This window comes from Gillisia sp. Hel1_33_143, from assembly GCF_900104765.1.
Taxonomy (GTDB): Bacteria; Bacteroidota; Bacteroidia; order Flavobacteriales; family Flavobacteriaceae; genus Gillisia.
This window is the reverse complement of sequence record NZ_LT629737.1, coordinates 66,323-84,183: the sequence shown is the minus strand read 5'-3', so window position 1 is coordinate 84,183 and position 17,861 is coordinate 66,323. Positions and strand designations below refer to the sequence as shown.

Annotated in this window: 17 protein-coding genes; 6 read left to right on the top strand and 11 right to left on the bottom strand. The window is 34.2% G+C overall.

What is annotated here, in order from left to right:
- Positions 1-46 precede the first annotated feature (46 nt).
- Entirely contained in the window at positions 47-1,381 is a 1,335-nt protein-coding gene (locus BLT84_RS00415) for an aspartyl protease family protein (protein WP_091262107.1), read from the top strand.
- Between the two features lie 35 nt (positions 1,382-1,416).
- Here the strand turns inward: BLT84_RS00415 and BLT84_RS00410 are convergent, their stop codons facing one another.
- On the bottom strand, positions 1,417-1,800 hold the full coding sequence (locus BLT84_RS00410; RefSeq protein WP_091262105.1) for a DUF1573 domain-containing protein: 384 nt from the start codon (positions 1,798-1,800) through the stop codon (positions 1,417-1,419).
- Between the two features lie 130 nt (positions 1,801-1,930).
- On the opposite strand from BLT84_RS00410, the gene BLT84_RS00405 reads away from it, so the two are divergent.
- Entirely contained in the window at positions 1,931-4,561 is a 2,631-nt protein-coding gene (locus tag BLT84_RS00405) for a valine--tRNA ligase (protein ID WP_091262103.1), read from the top strand.
- A 42-nt stretch (positions 4,562-4,603) separates the two neighbouring features.
- Here the strand turns inward: BLT84_RS00405 and BLT84_RS00400 are convergent, their stop codons facing one another.
- The 6 genes from BLT84_RS00400 to rsfS form a co-directional block, all read right to left on the bottom strand.
- Positions 4,604-4,870, bottom strand: coding sequence for an acyl-CoA-binding protein (locus BLT84_RS00400; protein ID WP_034889059.1), 267 nt, complete (start codon positions 4,868-4,870; stop codon positions 4,604-4,606).
- Between the two features lie 9 nt (positions 4,871-4,879).
- Complete coding sequence (locus tag BLT84_RS00395; protein ID WP_091262101.1) at positions 4,880-5,530, bottom strand: phosphatidylserine decarboxylase family protein; 651 nt, start codon at positions 5,528-5,530, stop codon at positions 4,880-4,882.
- A complete protein-coding gene (locus BLT84_RS00390) occupies positions 5,520-6,323 on the bottom strand; it encodes a phosphatidate cytidylyltransferase (RefSeq protein WP_034889064.1) in 804 nt (267 codons plus the stop codon). Before BLT84_RS00390 ends, BLT84_RS00395 begins: the two co-directional genes overlap by 11 nt.
- 3 nt (positions 6,324-6,326) lie before the next feature.
- Positions 6,327-6,938: an LUD domain-containing protein gene (locus BLT84_RS00385; RefSeq protein WP_034889066.1), complete on the bottom strand. Its 612-nt coding sequence runs from the start codon at positions 6,936-6,938 to the stop codon at positions 6,327-6,329.
- A 98-nt stretch (positions 6,939-7,036) separates the two neighbouring features.
- Positions 7,037-9,049 (bottom strand): ATP-dependent zinc metalloprotease FtsH, encoded by a 2,013-nt coding sequence (ftsH, locus tag BLT84_RS00380; RefSeq protein WP_091262099.1) that lies wholly within the window; start codon positions 9,047-9,049, stop codon positions 7,037-7,039.
- Between the two features lie 17 nt (positions 9,050-9,066).
- The gene (rsfS, locus tag BLT84_RS00375) at positions 9,067-9,438 is read right to left on the bottom strand and encodes a ribosome silencing factor (RefSeq protein ID WP_034889071.1); all 372 of its coding nucleotides are present in this window, start codon (positions 9,436-9,438) and stop codon (positions 9,067-9,069) included.
- Between the two features lie 95 nt (positions 9,439-9,533).
- Between rsfS and BLT84_RS00370 the strand changes: the two genes are divergently transcribed.
- A complete protein-coding gene (locus BLT84_RS00370; protein WP_091267889.1) occupies positions 9,534-10,265 on the top strand; it encodes a biotin--[acetyl-CoA-carboxylase] ligase in 732 nt (243 codons plus the stop codon).
- Here the strand turns inward: BLT84_RS00370 and BLT84_RS00365 are convergent.
- Together BLT84_RS00365 and pyrE are read right to left on the bottom strand one after the other, a co-directional pair.
- The gene (locus BLT84_RS00365; RefSeq protein ID WP_034889073.1) at positions 10,262-10,651 is read right to left on the bottom strand and encodes an orotate phosphoribosyltransferase; all 390 of its coding nucleotides are present in this window, start codon (positions 10,649-10,651) and stop codon (positions 10,262-10,264) included. The genes BLT84_RS00370 and BLT84_RS00365 overlap by 4 nt on opposite strands.
- Before the next feature lies 1 nt (position 10,652).
- A complete protein-coding gene (gene pyrE / locus BLT84_RS00360; RefSeq protein ID WP_034889075.1) occupies positions 10,653-11,294 on the bottom strand; it encodes an orotate phosphoribosyltransferase in 642 nt (213 codons plus the stop codon).
- A gap of 7 nt (positions 11,295-11,301) precedes the next feature.
- Here pyrE and BLT84_RS00355 point away from each other — a divergent pair, with 7 nt between their 5' ends.
- Positions 11,302-11,925, top strand: coding sequence for an NUDIX hydrolase (locus BLT84_RS00355; protein ID WP_034889077.1), 624 nt, complete (start codon positions 11,302-11,304; stop codon positions 11,923-11,925).
- On the opposite strand, the gene BLT84_RS00350 is transcribed toward BLT84_RS00355, so the two are convergent.
- Entirely contained in the window at positions 11,893-13,644 is a 1,752-nt protein-coding gene (locus tag BLT84_RS00350) for a M14 family metallopeptidase (protein WP_091267887.1), read from the bottom strand. The two genes, BLT84_RS00355 and BLT84_RS00350, sit on opposite strands and share 33 nt — an antisense overlap.
- 167 nt (positions 13,645-13,811) lie before the next feature.
- Here BLT84_RS00350 and BLT84_RS00345 point away from each other — a divergent pair, with 167 nt between their 5' ends.
- Together BLT84_RS00345 and BLT84_RS00340 are read left to right on the top strand one after the other, a co-directional pair.
- Complete coding sequence (locus BLT84_RS00345; RefSeq protein ID WP_091262097.1) at positions 13,812-15,089, top strand: PQQ-dependent sugar dehydrogenase; 1,278 nt, start codon at positions 13,812-13,814, stop codon at positions 15,087-15,089.
- 4 nt (positions 15,090-15,093) lie between these two features.
- Positions 15,094-17,385 carry a TonB-dependent receptor family protein gene (locus tag BLT84_RS00340; protein ID WP_231929399.1) on the top strand — a complete coding sequence of 764 codons (2,292 nt, stop codon included), beginning with the start codon at positions 15,094-15,096 and terminating at the stop codon, positions 17,383-17,385.
- A 26-nt stretch (positions 17,386-17,411) separates the two neighbouring features.
- Here the strand turns inward: BLT84_RS00340 and coaD are convergent, their stop codons facing one another.
- Positions 17,412-17,861 (bottom strand): pantetheine-phosphate adenylyltransferase, encoded by a 450-nt coding sequence (coaD, locus tag BLT84_RS00335; protein ID WP_034889081.1) that lies wholly within the window; start codon positions 17,859-17,861, stop codon positions 17,412-17,414.

The window sequence follows — 17,861 nt, the reverse complement described above, 5'->3', positions numbered from 1 at the left end:
TATAAATCTCAATTATTCTCAATTATTTTGTAATTTGAAATAAAAATTGAAAAAAGCAATAGGTCTTTTGATGATTTTTTTAATGCTTCACCATATTGCTAGTTCTCAAGGAAATTTTAGAATTGAAGATGATAAATCTAAATTTGAGTTGCCTTTTCAGCTAGTTAGTGATCTGGTTATAATCCCTTTAGAGTTAAATGGAGTAAAACTATCTTTTTTGCTCGATACCGGTGTAGATTCTACTATTTTATTCAGCTTAGATAAAGAAGATTCTATAGATGTAAAAGATGCGAGTATTATTTATTTACGAGGCATAGGGGAGGAAGAGCCAATTAGAGCGCTAAAATCTACAGGGAATAGCATTAAGATTGGAAATTCTTTTTCCAACGACCTTTCCATTTATATCTCTTTTGATAATAGCATGAATCTCTCCAGCAGATTGGGAATACCTGTAAATGGCATTATTGGTAACGATTTTTTTAAAGATTTTGTTCTAGATTTTAATTATTTAAAAAAGAAGTTGATTGTCTATAATAAAGATCGCTACAGTTCTAAAAAATGCAATCGATGTGAGGTATTGCCTCTAACATTTTCTAATAATAAACCATACATAGAGGCGATATCTAAAATAAACGGAAAGGAGCTTAAACTGAACTTTTTAATAGATAGCGGTTCTGGAGATGCTATTTGGGTATTTGAAGAAAAATCTGCAGGAGTAAGTTTGCCGGAAGTCCATTTTGATGACTTTTTAGGTTATGGTATGAGTGGTAGTGTTTACGGAGCTAGGAGCAGGGTTGAAAGTATAAAACTTGGAAAGTTTGTACTAAATGATGTTACCGCCAGTTTTCCAGATAAAACTTATATAGATGGGCTTAAGACTTACGATACTAAGAACGGAAGTATTGGAGCTAAAATTTTAAGAAGGTCCCAGGTGATCTTTGATTATTCCAGAAAAAGTGTAAGCTTAAGACCAAATAGGCTTTATTTAGAGCCTTTTGAATACGACATGAGTGGTATTGTAATAGCGCATGATGGACAAATGATCGTGAAGGAGCTAGATCACAGCAGTACCAATGGAATTAATAATTTGAATACTACAGAAGGTGCTGGTAGTGTTATTTATGAAAGCACTACTTCTGTGAAATTTAAATTACAACCTTTGTATAAGATTGTGGAAGTGCGTCCAGAATCCCCAGCAGAAAAGGTAGGTTTACAGAAAGGTGATATTCTATTAGAAATAAATAATAAGCCTGCTTATAGATTCTCTCTTTCTGGGTTACAAAGGATTTTAAGTTCAAAAGATGGAAAAAGGATAAAGTTAAAAATTGAAAGAGGTCTAGATAAGATTACGATAGATTTTAGATTGAAAAAGATACTGTAAAAAAAAACTCCCTAAAAGGGAGTTGTAATTGTAGTCTAATTGATAGGTTCCATTACTCGACCCTTAATTTTAATAGCCTTTGGCGATTCATCTGCGTTAGAATAGATAGTAATGGTTCTTCTAATAGGTCCTACGATATCTGTGTCATACTTCACTTTTATCTCTCCGCTTTTTCCCGGAGCAACAGCAGACTTTGTCCATGTAGGTACTGTGCATCCACAGCTAGAATACACATTTTCTATAATTAAAGGGGAATCCCCAATATTCTTAAAAGTGAATATTTGAGTTCCATCGCTTCCTTTCTGTATATCGCCGTAATCTATAACTTCCGCTTTAAATTCAAACTTTGCAGCGTTCTGTGCTGTAATGGTTCCAAGACCAGCCAGCATAAATATTATTATTGAAATGTAGGTTTTCATAATTATCAGATTTTGTTTAGTAAAGGTAAAGGGTTTAGGTCTAACTCAAAAATATATAAGCAAAACTACTTCTTTTATAATCCTCAACTTATAAGTACTTTTGCTCATATTTTCAAAAATTAGACCAAAGATGGCAATATCTCAGAAATACGATGCAAAGCAGGTTGAAGACAAATGGTATAAATACTGGATGGATAATGGGTATTTTCATTCTGAAGTAGATGAAAGAACACCATATACCATTGTAATTCCACCACCAAATGTTACGGGAGTATTGCACATGGGCCATATGTTAAATAATACGTTGCAAGATGTTCTAATTAGAAGAGCCAGACTTAAAGGTTTCAATGCTTGTTGGGTACCAGGAACAGACCATGCCTCTATAGCTACAGAAGCAAAGGTGGTTGCTAAATTAAAATCTGAGGGAATAGACAAGAATGATCTTAATAGAGAAGAGTTCTTAACGCATGCTTGGGATTGGACGCATAAGCATGGAGGTATAATTTTAGAACAGCTAAAGAAATTAGGAGCTTCTTGTGATTGGGAGCGTACCAAATTTACGATGGATGAGAATATGTCTGCCTCTGTAATAAAAGTCTTTGTAGATCTTTATGAAAAGGGTATGATCTATAGAGGGTATCGTATGGTTAACTGGGATCCAGAAGCTAAAACTACCCTTTCTGATGAAGAGGTGATCTATCAGGAGAAACAAGGAAATTTATATTATCTGCAATATAGGGTAGAAGGTAGCGATGAACTAGTTACTATAGCTACCACAAGACCAGAAACTATTTTAGGTGATTCTGCTATCTGTATCAATCCTAATGATGTGCGTTTTGCACATCTAAGAGGGAAGAAAGCTATCGTGCCATTGGTAAATAGAATAATTCCTATTATTGAAGATGAATATGTAGATATAGAGTTTGGAACTGGTTGCTTAAAGGTTACTCCGGCACACGATATGAATGATAAGGTGTTGGGAGAAAAACATAATCTTGAGGTGATAGATATCCTAAATGATGATGCTACTCTAAATTCCAACGCTATGCATTATCAAGGCATGGATAGGTTTGATGCTAGAAAAGCTATTGTAAAAGAATTAGAAAACTTAGGTGTTTTGGTGAAGACCGAAACTCATATTAATAAAGTGGGTACCAGTGAAAGAACTGGTGCGGTTATAGAACCAAAATTAAGTGATCAATGGTTCTTAAAGATGAAAGACTTAGCACAACCTGCATTAGATGCAGTGCTGGAAAAAGAAGTGAATCTTGTGCCGGAGAAGTTTATAAATACTTATAGACATTGGATGGAGAATGTGCGAGATTGGAATATCTCTCGTCAATTATGGTGGGGACAGCAAATTCCTGCATTTTTCTATGGAGATGGAAAAGAAGATTTTGTAGTTGCAGAAACTATACAAGGCGCTTTAGAAAAAGCTATAGAGAAAACTGGAAATTCTGAATTGAAGATCTCAGATCTTAAGCAGGATGAGGATGCTTTAGATACTTGGTTTTCTTCATGGTTATGGCCAATGAGCGTTTTTAACGGTATACTAGAGCCAGATAATAAAGAGATCAATTACTATTATCCAACCAACGATCTTGTTACTGCACCAGAAATCTTATTTTTCTGGGTGGCAAGAATGATCATTGCCGGTTATGAGTATAGAGGGGAGAAACCTTTTACGAATGTGTATCTAACCGGTATTGTAAGAGATAAGCAAAGGCGTAAGATGTCTAAATCTCTAGGAAACTCACCAGATCCACTAGATCTAATTGGCCAATATGGTGCAGATGGTGTAAGAGTTGGGATGTTATTAAGTTCTCCTGCTGGAAATGACCTTATGTTCGATGAGGATCTATGTAAGCAGGGAAGTGGGTTTGTAAATAAAATATGGAACTCTTATAAATTAATCAATAGTTGGGAAATAGATGCTGAGAAAGAGCAAAATGAAGCTTCTAAAGTAGCTGTAAGCTGGTATAGATCTAAGTTTGCAAAAGTACTTTCAGAAATTGAAGATCATTATTCTAAATATAGAATTAGTGATGCTCTTATGGCTACCTATAAGTTAATCTGGGATGATTACTGTTCTTGGTTACTAGAAATGGTGAAGCCAACATTTGGGGAGGCTATAGACAAGAAAACTTATGACGAGGTTATTACTATTTTAGAAGATAATTTAAAAGTTCTTCATCCTTTTGTTCCCTTTATTTCTGAAGAGATCTGGCAGCATCTAAATAATAGAAGCAAAGAAGAAGCTTTAATAATATCTAAGTGGCCAGAAGCTGCAGAAGTTGATCAGAATATCATAAATGAATTTGCTGTTGCTTCAGAAGTTATAGCCGGAATCAGAAATATTAGGAAAGATAAGAATATCTCTTTCAAAGATCAAATAGCTTTAGATATACTAAACAACGAAAATAGTTCAGATACATTCAATGCAGTAATTCAGAAAATGGGAAATGTTTCTACACTAAAATATGTGGAGAAGCAAGTGGAAGGTACCTTATCATTTAGAGTAAGATCTAATGAATATTTTATTCCAATAGAAGGTGCTATAGATGTTAATGCAGAAATTAAAAAACTAGAGGAAGAGCTTAAGTATACTCAAGGCTTCTTAAAATCTGTAGAAAAGAAGCTCTCTAATGAACGTTTTGTAAGTAATGCGCCAGATAGTGTGGTAGCGGTAGAAAAAGCCAAGCAAGCAGATGCTCAGGCAAAAATAGAGACTATTAAAGCAAGTCTTCGGGCATTAAAATAATCTTTGAAAGTAACATATCGATTTAAAAATATATAGGGGAAGTTAAACTTCCCCTATATATTTTTCTACCATTTCTATATATTTTGCCTTTGCTTCAGTATCTGAAAGATCTTCCACTTGTAACATGGCATTTGCCTTAAAACCGCTCCGGATGTCTTCATCTTCTCTTGGAACATAAAAACCATCTTTTTGGGTGGCTCTTTTATAATATGCATAAAAATGCAACATAATATCTGGTGGCAATTTAAGCGTAGTGTTACAGGCAATTTCGTAAGCCTTCAGGAATCTTTTATCTAAAATGTCAGACATTATATTGTATTAAATTGAGGCAATAATAGATACTCCTCCTTTAACTTTATCGTTAAGTTTTACATCTATTTTGGTGTTTAAAGGTAAGAACACATCTACACGAGATCCAAACTTAATAAAACCACTATCACTTCCTTGTACAACTTCTTCTCCTTCTTGAGCATAGTTTACAATTCTCTTAGCCATAGCTCCCGCAATTTGTCTGTAAAGAACTTCTCCAAATACTGGATTCTCTACAACTACTGTAGTTCTTTCATTCTCTTCGCTAGATTTTGGATGCCAAGCTACCAGGAATTTCCCGGGATGATATTTGCTAAATTTTACAGTTCCTCCCACTGGGTGTCTGGTAACGTGAACATTTAACGGAGACATGAATATAGAAACCTGTAAACGCTTATCTTTAAAGTATTCTTTTTCAAACACTTCTTCTATAACTACTACTTTTCCATCTACTGGAGACACAACATTTGCGTTATCTAAAATAGTTGGACGAGCAGGATTTCTAAAAAAATGTAACACTAATAAGAATAATAGTATACTCACAGCGAGTATAGCGAACTTTATCCAATAAGTGTTTATGGAAAGGTATGAAACCACATTAACCGCAATAAATAAAATTGCAGCAATCGTCATTATTTTAAATCCTTCTTTATGAAACATGATTAATAATTAATAAATAAGCATACACAAAAGGGCTAGAGAAAATTATGCTATCCAGTCTATCAAATAAACCACCATGACCGGGCATTAACTTACCGCTATCTTTTACTCCTGCTTGTCTTTTAAACTTAGATTGGATTAGATCTCCTAAGGTTCCAAAAATACTCAATATAATGGCTAATCCCAACCAGAATTGAAAATTGAGGTAATGTGTAAAGTAAAAAATACAATATCCACCCACAGCACTAAACACCATTCCGCCTATAAAACCTTCTACAGTTTTGTTGGGTGAAATTCTTTCATACAGTTTATTTTTTCCAAAATTTTTCCCTGTAATATAGGCAAAGGTATCGTTTGTCCATATAAGTACAAATACTCCAACAATAATCTGTGGATTAAAAATTCCTGTATACGTAGGGATAAGGGTTAAAAATATGATGGAAGAAGATAGGTAGAATATTAAAATGATATATTTCTTCTTTTCAAAAACAGGAATTGTCCTTATAAAAAGAAGATCTTTAATGAGGAAAAGATTTACGAATATTGTGATGCAAAGCAAGAGCAGAGTCGCGTTTGCATTAAACTTCAAATAGCTAAAAAGATAGAATATCAATGCGTGAATTGCATAGATGGCATAACTTTTAAGGTGTAATAATTTTTCAAGTTCTAAAAGACATACAAAGCCCAGAACGAAGAATAGAGAAATAAAGACAAGCTCTGAAGAGAGTATGGAAACTACCAACATGGATATGTACAACAACCCAGATACAGTGCGAATAATAGATTCCTTCATAAATTACAGGTCTTCCCTAAGCAGCAAATATAGGTTTTTTGTGCTACTTCCATAGCTCATAAAATCTTCTTCTGTTTGAGTTTCAAAACTTTTTATAGTAGTGATGTTGGTAGGAATACGTTCTTTATTGTTGAACTTGATCCCTCTTAGACCTTCTCCAATAGTGTCAACTAGCTGACTTGTAGAGGCTAAGATTATAAAATTTGATGGAAGATCGTTAAGTTTAGCTTCTTTTATCTGATTGGAAGAAATAAGAATTGATCCATCATTAGCAATAAGATATTCACAGGTAGACAGAAAAAAAGAAGAATTTCCTGATCTATTGAATTCAAGATTGAATTGATCGAACTTATTAATTAAGTTTTCGTCAAAACAACAAGATTCTTGTTCATACCAATCGTTCTCCAATAATATATTATCAAATGCCTGCAACACTTCTTCATCATTCTCGCAATACAAGAATTTTCCACCGTTATTTTTAAAGTTGAGCATAAATCGCTCATCGGTTGGTAGCTTAACATCAGGCATATATTTCCCACGATCAGCATTCTCTGGAATGTCCTGACCTTTGTCTGATTTAGATTTAGGATTTAGAAATTTTCTAAATAGACTCATATTGAGTTTTAGGGATTATTTATGGCACGTTAACCAAAGGTAAAAAATCTTAATTTAACGTTACATCAAATTAAGACTTTTTACTTTATATAATAAAATTAATTATTGATAGAAGAATCTGTTGGTATTTCTGATTCTTCTGAAGGGAATGTTTCGTCCGTAGCTTTCTTAGCAATCAATGGAACTTCTTCCTTTTCAGGGAAAGGTCTATTTCCGAAAATCTTTTGTAGATCATCTTTAAAGATCACTTCTTTCTCTAATAAAATATCTGCTAATTGAGATAGCTTATCTTTATTGGTTTCCAAAAGGTCTATAGCTCTTTGGTATTGTGTTTCAATTAGATTTGAAACTTCCTGGTCTATAAGCTCAGCAGTTTTTTCACTGTAAGGTTTGCTGAAGTTATATTCGTTTTGTCCACTGGAATCATAAAAAGTTAGGTTTCCTATCTTGTCATTCAACCCATAGATAGTTACCATAGCACGAGCTTGTTTTGTTACTTTCTCAAGATCGCTTAATGCACCGGTAGAAATACGATTAAAAATAACTTTTTCTGCAGCTCTACCTCCTAATGCAGCACACATTTCATCTAACATCTGTTCTGGATGAACAATTAGTCTTTCTTCTGGTAAATACCATGCCGCTCCAAGAGATTGACCTCTAGGTACTATAGTTACTTTTACTAATGGAGCTGCGTGTTCTAGCATCCAACTTGCAGTAGCATGTCCAGCTTCGTGATAAGCAATTGCTTTTTTCTCATCTGGAGTAATGATCTTATTTTTCTTCTCAAGACCACCAACTATTCTATCTACAGCATCTAGGAAATCTTGTTTCCCTACAGCTTTATTACCTTTTCTCGCAGCAATAAGTGCAGCTTCATTACAAACATTTGCAATATCTGCTCCAGAAAATCCAGGAGTTTGTTTTGCAAGGAAATCGATATCTAGCTCGTCTGCTACTTTTTTAATTGGACGAAGGTGAACTTCAAAGATCTCTTTACGCTCTCTGACATCTGGAAGATCTACGTAAATCTGACGGTCAAAACGTCCGGCACGCATTAATGCTTTATCTAAAACATCGGCACGGTTCGTAGCAGCAATTACTATAACATTAGTATTGGTTCCAAAACCATCCATTTCTGTCAACAGCTGATTGAGTGTATTTTCTCGCTCATCATTAGATCCAGACATATTGCTTTTTCCACGAGCTCTACCTATTGCATCTATTTCATCTATAAAAATAATAGATGGCGATTTGTCTTTAGCTTGCTTAAATAGATCACGTACTCTAGAAGCACCAACCCCAACAAACATCTCGACGAAATCTGAACCTGATAGAGAGAAAAACGGAACTTTCGCTTCTCCTGCAACTGCTTTTGCTAATAAGGTCTTACCCGTTCCCGGAGGACCTACTAATAAGGCTCCTTTTGGAATTTTACCTCCCAAAGCAGTGTATTTTTCTGGAGTTTTTAGAAAATCTACAATTTCCTGTATCTCCTCTTTTGCACCTTCTAATCCAGCAACATCTTTAAAAGATGTCTTTACATCGGTATTTTGATCAAATAATTTGGCTTTAGATTTTCCAATATTGAAGATCTGTCCGCCAGGACCTCCACCTCCACCAGAACTCATCTTTTTCATGATGAATATCCAGATACCAATTATTAAAATAAAAGGTAATAAGGTTATTAATATATCTCCCCAAACATTGGTTTGAGTATTATAAGTAACAATGGTATCTAAATTATATTCACTCTTTAAACCTTGAATCTTATTTTCGAAATTTTGAAGATCTCCAAATTCAAAACTATAGGCTGGAGTTTCACCAGTTTCAAAAAGCTCATTTTCTGTAGCTTTTTTATGAACATCTTTATTTTGAGCCTCTTTAGTTAAATAAACATTAGCTTGATTTCTGTTTACTATTACTACTTTCTTAACATCACCATCTTTCAAGAAAGTTTCAAACTCTGCAGGATTTGTCTTTGATGGTTCAGAGAATCCTCCTCCTCCAAAATAGTTAAGACCTATAAAGATTATAATGATAGTTGCATAAATCCAATAAGCACTAAATTTAGGCTTCTTAGGTTCTGCTTTACTTGGTTGCTTCTTCGCCATTCTTACTTAATTAATTTTTAATAATTTGTTTGAATTGAGGTTACCTTAGCATCACCCCATAGACTTTCAATGTCATAGTATTCTCTTATGTGTTTTTGGAAAACATGTACCACAACATTAACATAGTCCATCAAAACCCATTCTGCATTATCACTTCCTTCAATATGCCATGGTTTGTCTTGTAGCGCCTTACTAACGGTTTTCTGTACGGAGTTTACTATGGCGTTTACCTGTGTATTGGAAGTACCATTACAGATAATAAAATAGTCACAAACTGTATTTTCAATTTCTCTTAAATCTAGAATATCAATGTTATTTCCTTTAACCTCTTCAATTCCTTTTAATATTTGAGCGATAAGTTGATCGTTGTTCGTTTCTTTATTTGCCATTAAATTTATTTCTTTACGCAAAGTTATTACTTTTTAGTCTTTTTAAGGGACTGTTAACAGAACATTTAACTCCTAAATCTAGTCCACTTACGTATATGCGTATTATCAAAGTTAGTGCCACCCAATCTACCAATTCTTTAGCAAGGGAATGGTATCAATCTAATAAAAATGAAGAAGCAGTTTGTATCACAGCTTTTGAACAGTCTGCGGGTAGGGGCCAACGTGGTGCCGGATGGGTTTCTAATGCGGGTGAGAATCTTACTTTTAGCGTAATATTTCCTAATCCTCCAATAGATGTTGCAGCGCAGTTTGCACTAAGTGCCGCAGTTGGTTTAGCGCTTCTAGACGCCTTAAAGAAGTTGAATATTTTTTCACTTAAATTAAAATGGCCCAACGACATATTGGCAGGCAATTATAAGATTGGCGGTATTCTTATAGAAAACATCTTAGTAAATGGCAGCATTGGAGCATCTATAATAGGAATTGGACTTAATGTGAATCAAACTTTTTTTCAGGATCTTCCACAAGCGTCCTCCTTAAAATTAATAGCTGGGAATGATTTTCCAACCGATGAAGTTCTTAAATATATCTTGGTAGAATTGGAACAAATGCTAGAGGATCTTAAATCTCAATCTCATATAGAAATCTTGAGAAAATATGAAGGAGAGTTGTTCAGAAAAAATAAGGTGTCCACTTTTCTATTGCCTTCTGGAGATTATTTAACGGGAATAATTTTGGGTATAACCTCCACCGGACTATTAAAAGTTAAAGTGGAGGATGAAGTAGTTCAAACCTTTGAGCTGAAACAACTCAAATTGCTATATTAAAGCTTGCTAATATTTTCTGATAGCACGTTAATGAATTTTGTTAATGGCCCTTTAACCATCATTGCCATCATTGCATTGAATTTGCCATTGAATTGAAGTTGAACATTACTTCCATCTGCAGCTGGTTCTATATTTGCCTCCAAGGTAAAATCAAATTTATCTGAAGTAGAACCAAGCACTACCAATTCTGGCTCTTTAGTTTCTTTTATCTTTAGAGCAATGTCTGGCATTCCTTTTAAAGAAAATAGAAAAGTATCTGAAGATTTTACTTCAAACTTCTGCATATTTTCTGGCATTATTTGCTCATAATTTTCAACATTACTCAAAAAGTCAAACATTTCTTGCTGACTTTTTCTAGTACTTACTTTTGGGCTTTCTAAATTCATTTTATGGTTTCCAGTTGCCAGGATCTTGACGCCAAGTCTTTAAAGTTTCGGCTTCCGTAGCGTTAATATAATTTGTTTTTAATGCGGTATCAATCAAATAATCATAACTGCTTAGAGAATAAAATTCTATATTTTCTCTTTTGAAGTTTTCTTCAGCAATAGCAAATCCATACGTAAAAATAGAGAGCATTCCTTTAATGGTAACTTTTGCTTCTTTAAGTGCCTTAACGGCATTCAAGCTGCTGTTTCCGGTACTTACCAGATCTTCTATTACAACTACCGTTTGGCCACTTTCTAACTGACCTTCAATCTGATTTTTTCTGCCATGACCTTTTGCTTCTGGCCTAACATATACAAAAGGAAGATTCATGATTTCTGCCACCAACATTCCAATTCCAATAGCACCGGTTGCTACACCAGCAATAACATCGGGTTTGCCATATAACTCTTCAATCTGTCTGGCAAAATTTTCTCTAATGTAATTTCTGATGGGAGGGTAGGAGAGCACAATTCTATTATCACAATAGATTGGAGACTTCCAACCACTAGCCCAAGTAAAAGGTTGTTGTGGTTCTAATTTAATTGCTTTAATTTGCAAAAGCAATTCGGCAGTTTTAATTGCTGTTTCTTTATTTAAAATCATACTGCAAATGTATAAAGTTTTTGTAAATGATATTCCAATAATTCTATCTACTAAAAAGGATATTGGTGAAAATTATTCTTCTTTTCCCATTAAAACGGTGAAATTGAAATCTATAATTGAGAAAATTAGTGATGGCGAACTGTTGTATGTAAATCTCTATCACGACAACGAAGAAAAACTTCTGAAACATCTTCTTAAAAAATTACCGGTAGTTACTGCTGCGGGTGGAATGGTGTTTAATGATAATAAGGAAATTCTCTTTATTTACAGAAACAAGCGTTGGGATCTTCCTAAGGGAAAAACTGAAAAGAATGAAACTTTAGAAGAGTCTGCTATTCGAGAAGTAATGGAAGAAACCGGTGTTCAAGATCTAGAGATCACCAGATTTTTGCGTAAAACCTATCACATTTTTAAACGTAAAGAAAAATATAAGCTAAAAGTTACCCACTGGTACGAAATGCATTCATCTTTTAAAGGAGAGCTAATTCCAGAAAATGAAGAAGGTATTAAGAAAGTGAAATGGAAGAACTTTGCAAAATCTCAAAAAGCACTCACTAAATCTTACGCTAATATTAAGTTGTTGTTTCCTAAAGAATATTTAACGACCCACCCTAAAGACAGGGTAGCTTAAATGTGAAGATTCATAATTACTAGATTTTTTATGCAACCAGTCTAATTGCATCATACTGTCTTGGGCAAATTCCTTGTCGGATTTTTGCTTTTGAATAAATTCTTCTTTTAGGCTTGGATTGCTTTCTAATAGGTCTTTGGCGATATCTTCAAATACATACGGCGAAAATCCTTCTTTCTGCTGAAGGATACTATCAAAGAAATTCCAATTGAAGAAAGAATCTACTGTAGTTGGTTCTAATGTTTCTATTAAATACCTCACTGCAGGTTGAAAGGTGCTGATGTAAATATCACCCTTTCTAAATCTTACGCTATCTGTTACGCTAGAGACTTTCGTGTTGGAATGGGGATAATGCCCTTCATAAGCATTGCTATAGGTTTTATAATCTTCTATTCTATATTTTTCAACGTAAATGGTAGTGTCTTTAGGCAATTTCAGCATTTCTACATTGTTGCTCTTTAATATATCAATAACATTCCACCAACCTTGGGGTATTACATATCCTCTGGGGATCTCTATCTTTTCTGTAGCTACATAATTGTTATAGTAATCTATTTCTTTTGTAAATGGTTTCTTTCTATCGTACTGCAATCTCTTTCCATTAGTTACTTCACTTTCGATAGTATTTCCTTCATAACCTTTAAACTGTAGTTTAGAAATCTTGGTACTATCAACTTCAAAATTTGTGGGATACCATCTTTCTGTAAGATATTTTCTATCAGCTTTATCTCTAAGATCTTTAATTTGAGCTCGGTCTCTTTCTGCGATGTCTATAATAGATTGAAGTGCTCTATAAGTTCCCGTAACCCTTTTTTTATAAGGTTTAAGCATATGCGTTTCGATCATAAGACCTAAAGTATTCCATAGCGTAGCGTAACCTGTAGAATATCTTGGACTGTCCATAAATTGTGTAAATCCTTTTTCTGGCACTTCATTATAAACATTTACATACGGTGTAATATCCCAGTCATGTTCCCATAAAGATGCTTCTAATGATGGCATCATACTCTCATGTAAATAGGCTCCTAATTCTCCGCCTAATTTATCATGTTGTGTAAATAAATGAGTTAGGGTGTATTGATAGTCTGCACCATTACTTACGTGAGTATCTACAAAAATATCAGGATTTATTGCGTGGAATATCTCTGCAAAGCTTCTGGTGTTCTTTGTATCAGATTTGATAAAATCTCTATTAAGGTCGAAATTACGAGCATTTCCTCTAAAACCATAAGATAAAGGTCCGTTTTGATTGGTTCTGCTTGTAGTATTTCTATTTAATGCACCTCCAATATTATACACAGGAATGGTGGCGAGTACTGTATTTTTAGGAACCTGAATAGAGTCTTGAGCAAGATCTCTAAATAACATCATTGTGGCATCTATACCATCACTTTCCCCTGGGTGAATACCATTGTTGATAAGTATGATTGTATTATTAGCTCTTAAATTGTCGATATCAAAATCTTCAGATGGGCTAAATAATACCAATCTTAAAGGTTCTCCGCTATCTGTAGTTCCATATTTTTTTACTTGAATAGAAGGGTAAGCTTCTTGTAACTGATCATAAAAAGCAATAACCTCTGAGTAAGTAGCAGTTTCTGTGCCTTTAGATTTTTCAAATCTGGTTTCTAGATCGTATTCTTTTACCAATTTATATTTTGATAAGTCACAAGATGCCAAGCAAAAAATTGCAATTAGTGCTATAAGTGTATTTCTCATAAAAGACATGCCAATTAAGGGTGTAAACTTACTCAAAACTGATAAGGTCGCCAAAACAAATAAAATTCAAAATTTTGGTTAGCAAATAGTTAAAGTAAACCCAATCTAATATTAAAATTTTCAGTAGCCTTTCTTAACGATTATATTTATCAAAAATTTTAATTTCTATGAGAAAGATCATATTAAGCAGTCTTCTTGTTGCATCTGTATTTCAGATGAATGCACAGGTGAAAGAGCTATCTGAAGACAGAAAAGCAGCATTGGGAAAGCAGCCTGGAGATAAGGTAATTACACAAATTGGGACGTTAGAGTTGCCAGCTCCATATGCATCTAAATCTGTAGCCAAGGTAAGTAAGCTTGTAAATTGGCCAGAAGGTACTACCCCAAAAGCGCCTGAAGGTTTTAAAGTAGAGCGATTTGCAGATGGATTTAAAAGTCCTAGGTGGACCTATGTAGCTCCAAATAATGATATTTTCGTGGTAGAGAGCGATACTAAGAATAGCGCAAATAGAATAACTATCCTAAGAGATAAAGATCAAGATGGGGTCCCAGATACGCGTGGCATTTTTATGGAAGATCTTAATTCTCCATTTGGAATGTTAGTGATAGATAATTATTTTTATGTAGCTAATACAGACGGACTTTATAGATATCCGTATAATGAAGGGGATACCAAGATCACCAAAAAAGGAGAAAAGTTAGTGGAATTGCCGGCTGGAGGTTATAATAATCATTGGACTCGAAATATTATTACTAATAAAGATAAATCTAAAATTTATATATCTGTAGGTTCTGCCAGTAATGCAGGAGAGTATGGAATGGATAAAGAGGTGCGTAGAGCTAATATTTTAGAGGTGAATTTAGATGGCTCTGGTGAGAAAATATATGCTAGTGGAATAAGAAATCCGGTTGGAATGGATTGGAATCCCATTACCGGAGAACTGTGGACAGCTGTAAATGAAAGAGATAAACTAGGAAATAATCTGGTTCCAGACTACGTAACCAGTGTAAAAGAAGGCGGATGGTATGGATGGCCTTATTCCTATTTTGGCGCTATAAAAGATCCAAGGTGGGAAGATGATTCTCATACAGATCTTGTAAATGCCGCTATAATTCCAGATGTACCCGTTGGGCCTCATACTGCATCTTTAGGATTCACTTTTTATAATGGTAAACAATTTCCTGAAAAATATATAAACGGAGCTTTTGTAGGGCAACATGGGTCTTGGAATAGACAACCTTTTTCTGGATATAAAGTGATTTTCATTCCTTTCGAAAATGGTAAACCTGGACAACCAGAAGATTTCCTTACCGGTTTCATTGCAGATGATGCTAATGAAGAAGTTTATGGTAGACCTGTAGGAGTAACTACGCTGCCAGATGGGTCACTTTTAGTAAATGATGACGACTCTGGAATTGTTTGGAGAGTATCTGTACAAAATTAGAAATTTGAAGAAACATCTTATTCTATTCGTATTTTTGCTGTTTAGTATAGCTTTTCAAGCTCAAAAAATAGAATTCAAAATTTTAGATAGTAATACGTCTAAGCCTATTAAGAACGCTACAGTTTTTAATAGGCTTGATTCTTTAGTTGCTAATACGAATGCCAATGGTATCTTTTTTATTGAAGAGGAAGCGTTACCATTATTAGTAACCATTAACGCTCTAAATTATAATGATCTTCAAACAAAATTGTCGAAAGATGATAAAAGTAATATTCTCTATTTAAGTTCAGCAGCCGAAATGCTAGTGGAAGTATTGGTGCGCAGCTCATTAATTGAGACTAAGACCTTAAACTTTCCAGGTGCAGTAGATGTGATTTCTTCTAAAGATCTAGAAAGAGTAGATGCCTCAAATCTCGTGCAAATTTTCAATACGATTCCTGGAGTATATGCCAATCAAGGTGCTTTGAATACCAACAAATTAAACATTCGTGGTATTGGAAGCAGATCACAGTATAGTACTAATAGAATTCAGGCTTATTTTGAGGGGATTCCACTTACTACGGGAGAGGGAGAGCTCACTTTAGATGATTTTGATGCAGAGACCATTTCAAGTATCGAAATTATAAAAGGTCCGGCCTCAAGTTTATATGGAGCAGGCTTGGGAGGTGCAATCAATCTGTATGGTAAAATTATTGGTGAGGAGTATTCGAACTTCAAGGTAGAGAGTCTTTTTGGAAGTTATAACTTAAATAAAAACACTATATCTGCGGGTATAGGGTCTAAAAGGTCATCAATATTTGTAAATTTTAGCGATCTAAGGTCTGATGGATACCGAGATAATGGAAAATATAGGAGGAGCTCCGGATTTTTAAATTACGGCTTAAAGATTACCGAAAATGACCATCTGAATATTCTTGCAAATTTCACACAACTAAAAGCATTTATTCCAAGTTCTATAAATTATTCAGATTATCTTAACAACCCAACTTCTGCTGCCTTTACATGGAAAGCCTCACAGGGTTACGAATCATACGATCGAGGGATGTTTGGAGTGTCTTACGAACATTCATTTTCTCAAAATCTAAAGAATACTTCTAGTGTTTTTGTAAATTTTAGAGACGCCTATGAACCTCGTCCTTTTGATATTTTAGAGGAAAATAGAATTGCTACCGGATTCAGGACCAAGTTTAACTTTGAGTCTGAAATCTTTAAACTTCCATCTGAACTTAGCTTTGGAATTGCTTATTATAAAGAATGGTATGAGATCTCTAATTATCAGAATTTATATAGAGATTTTGAAAATTTGGGTAGCATTCGGGGTGTGGTTATTAATAAGAATGATCAGGATAGGCAATACGCCAATTTTTTTGCTCAGCTTAATTTAGAGCTTTCTGATAGATGGAACTTAGAATCTGGTTTTAATTTAAATACTACTAATTATAAACTTACAGATCTTTTCGAGGGAGACACTGTAGACCAAACAGGAGATTATAGTTTTAAAACAATTTTTTCTCCCAGAGTGGCAGTTCTATTTGAATTGAACAGCAATAAGAATCTTTATGCTTCTATTAGTCATGGATTTTCTACCCCAACTGTGGCTGAAACCTTGACGCCAGATGGCGCTATAAACACAGATCTTCATCCAGAAACCGGTGTAAATTATGAGATTGGTTTTAAAGGGAATTGGCTGAAGAACAGGTTGTATACGCAAATAAGTTTTTACTCCATACAAGTGGAAGATCTACTGGTGGCAGAGCGCGTAGCAGAAGATAGATATGTTGGTGCAAATGTTGGAAAAACAGATCATAACGGAATTGAATTTCAAGCGAATTATAGAATAGATCTTAAAAGGGATATTACCATAAATCCATATCTAAATGGTAGTTTAAATTTTTTCAGATTTGATAAGTTTATAGATTCTGATATAGAGTATTCAGGAAATAGATTGCCTGGAGTTCCAAAAAGCACCATTAATCTTGGGGTAGATCTACTTTATAAGAAAAGCTTAAGTATTCATGCAAATTATTTAGCGGTAGGAGAAATTCCCCTGAATGATGCTAATTCTGATTACTCAGACAATTATCAACTTCTAAATTTTAAAGCGAGCTATAATTTTATGATTGCTAATAATTGGAATATTTCTTTTAATGCAGGGGTCAATAATATCTTAGATGAGAAATATGCTTCTAGCATTTTACCGAATGCAGTAGGTTTTGGAGGACAAGCTCCAAGATCTTACTATCCGGGTAATCCGAGAAATTATTTTGGTGGATTAGGTTTTAAATATCAGTTTTAGAAAGAAATTCAGTGTTTTTTAATTTTCTATTCAACGGCTTCGGGCACCATAAAAGAATAATCCCCTCCATTCTTTCTGATGTCTCTCACTACGCTAGAGGATATAAATCCTTTTCCAGATGAGGAGATCAGAAAGAGGGTTTCAATACCAGACATTTTAAAATTTGCCTGGCCTATAGTTTTTTCAAATTCCATGTCTACTGTATTTCTAAGTCCTCTTAAAATAAAAGCAGCATTTTCAGCTTTACAAAAGTCTACAGTAAGCCCTTTGTACGTTTTTACTTTTATTTTAGGTTCATTCTTATAAGTGTTTTCTAAGAATTTAACTCGGTCTTCTAAAGAGAACATATATTTTTTATCGGCATTTACACCAATAGCAAGAATAATCTCATCAAAAAGCGGCAAGGCTCTATCTATAATATCTGTATGTCCTAAAGTAACAGGATCAAAAGATCCAGGAAAGACCGCTTTTTTCAT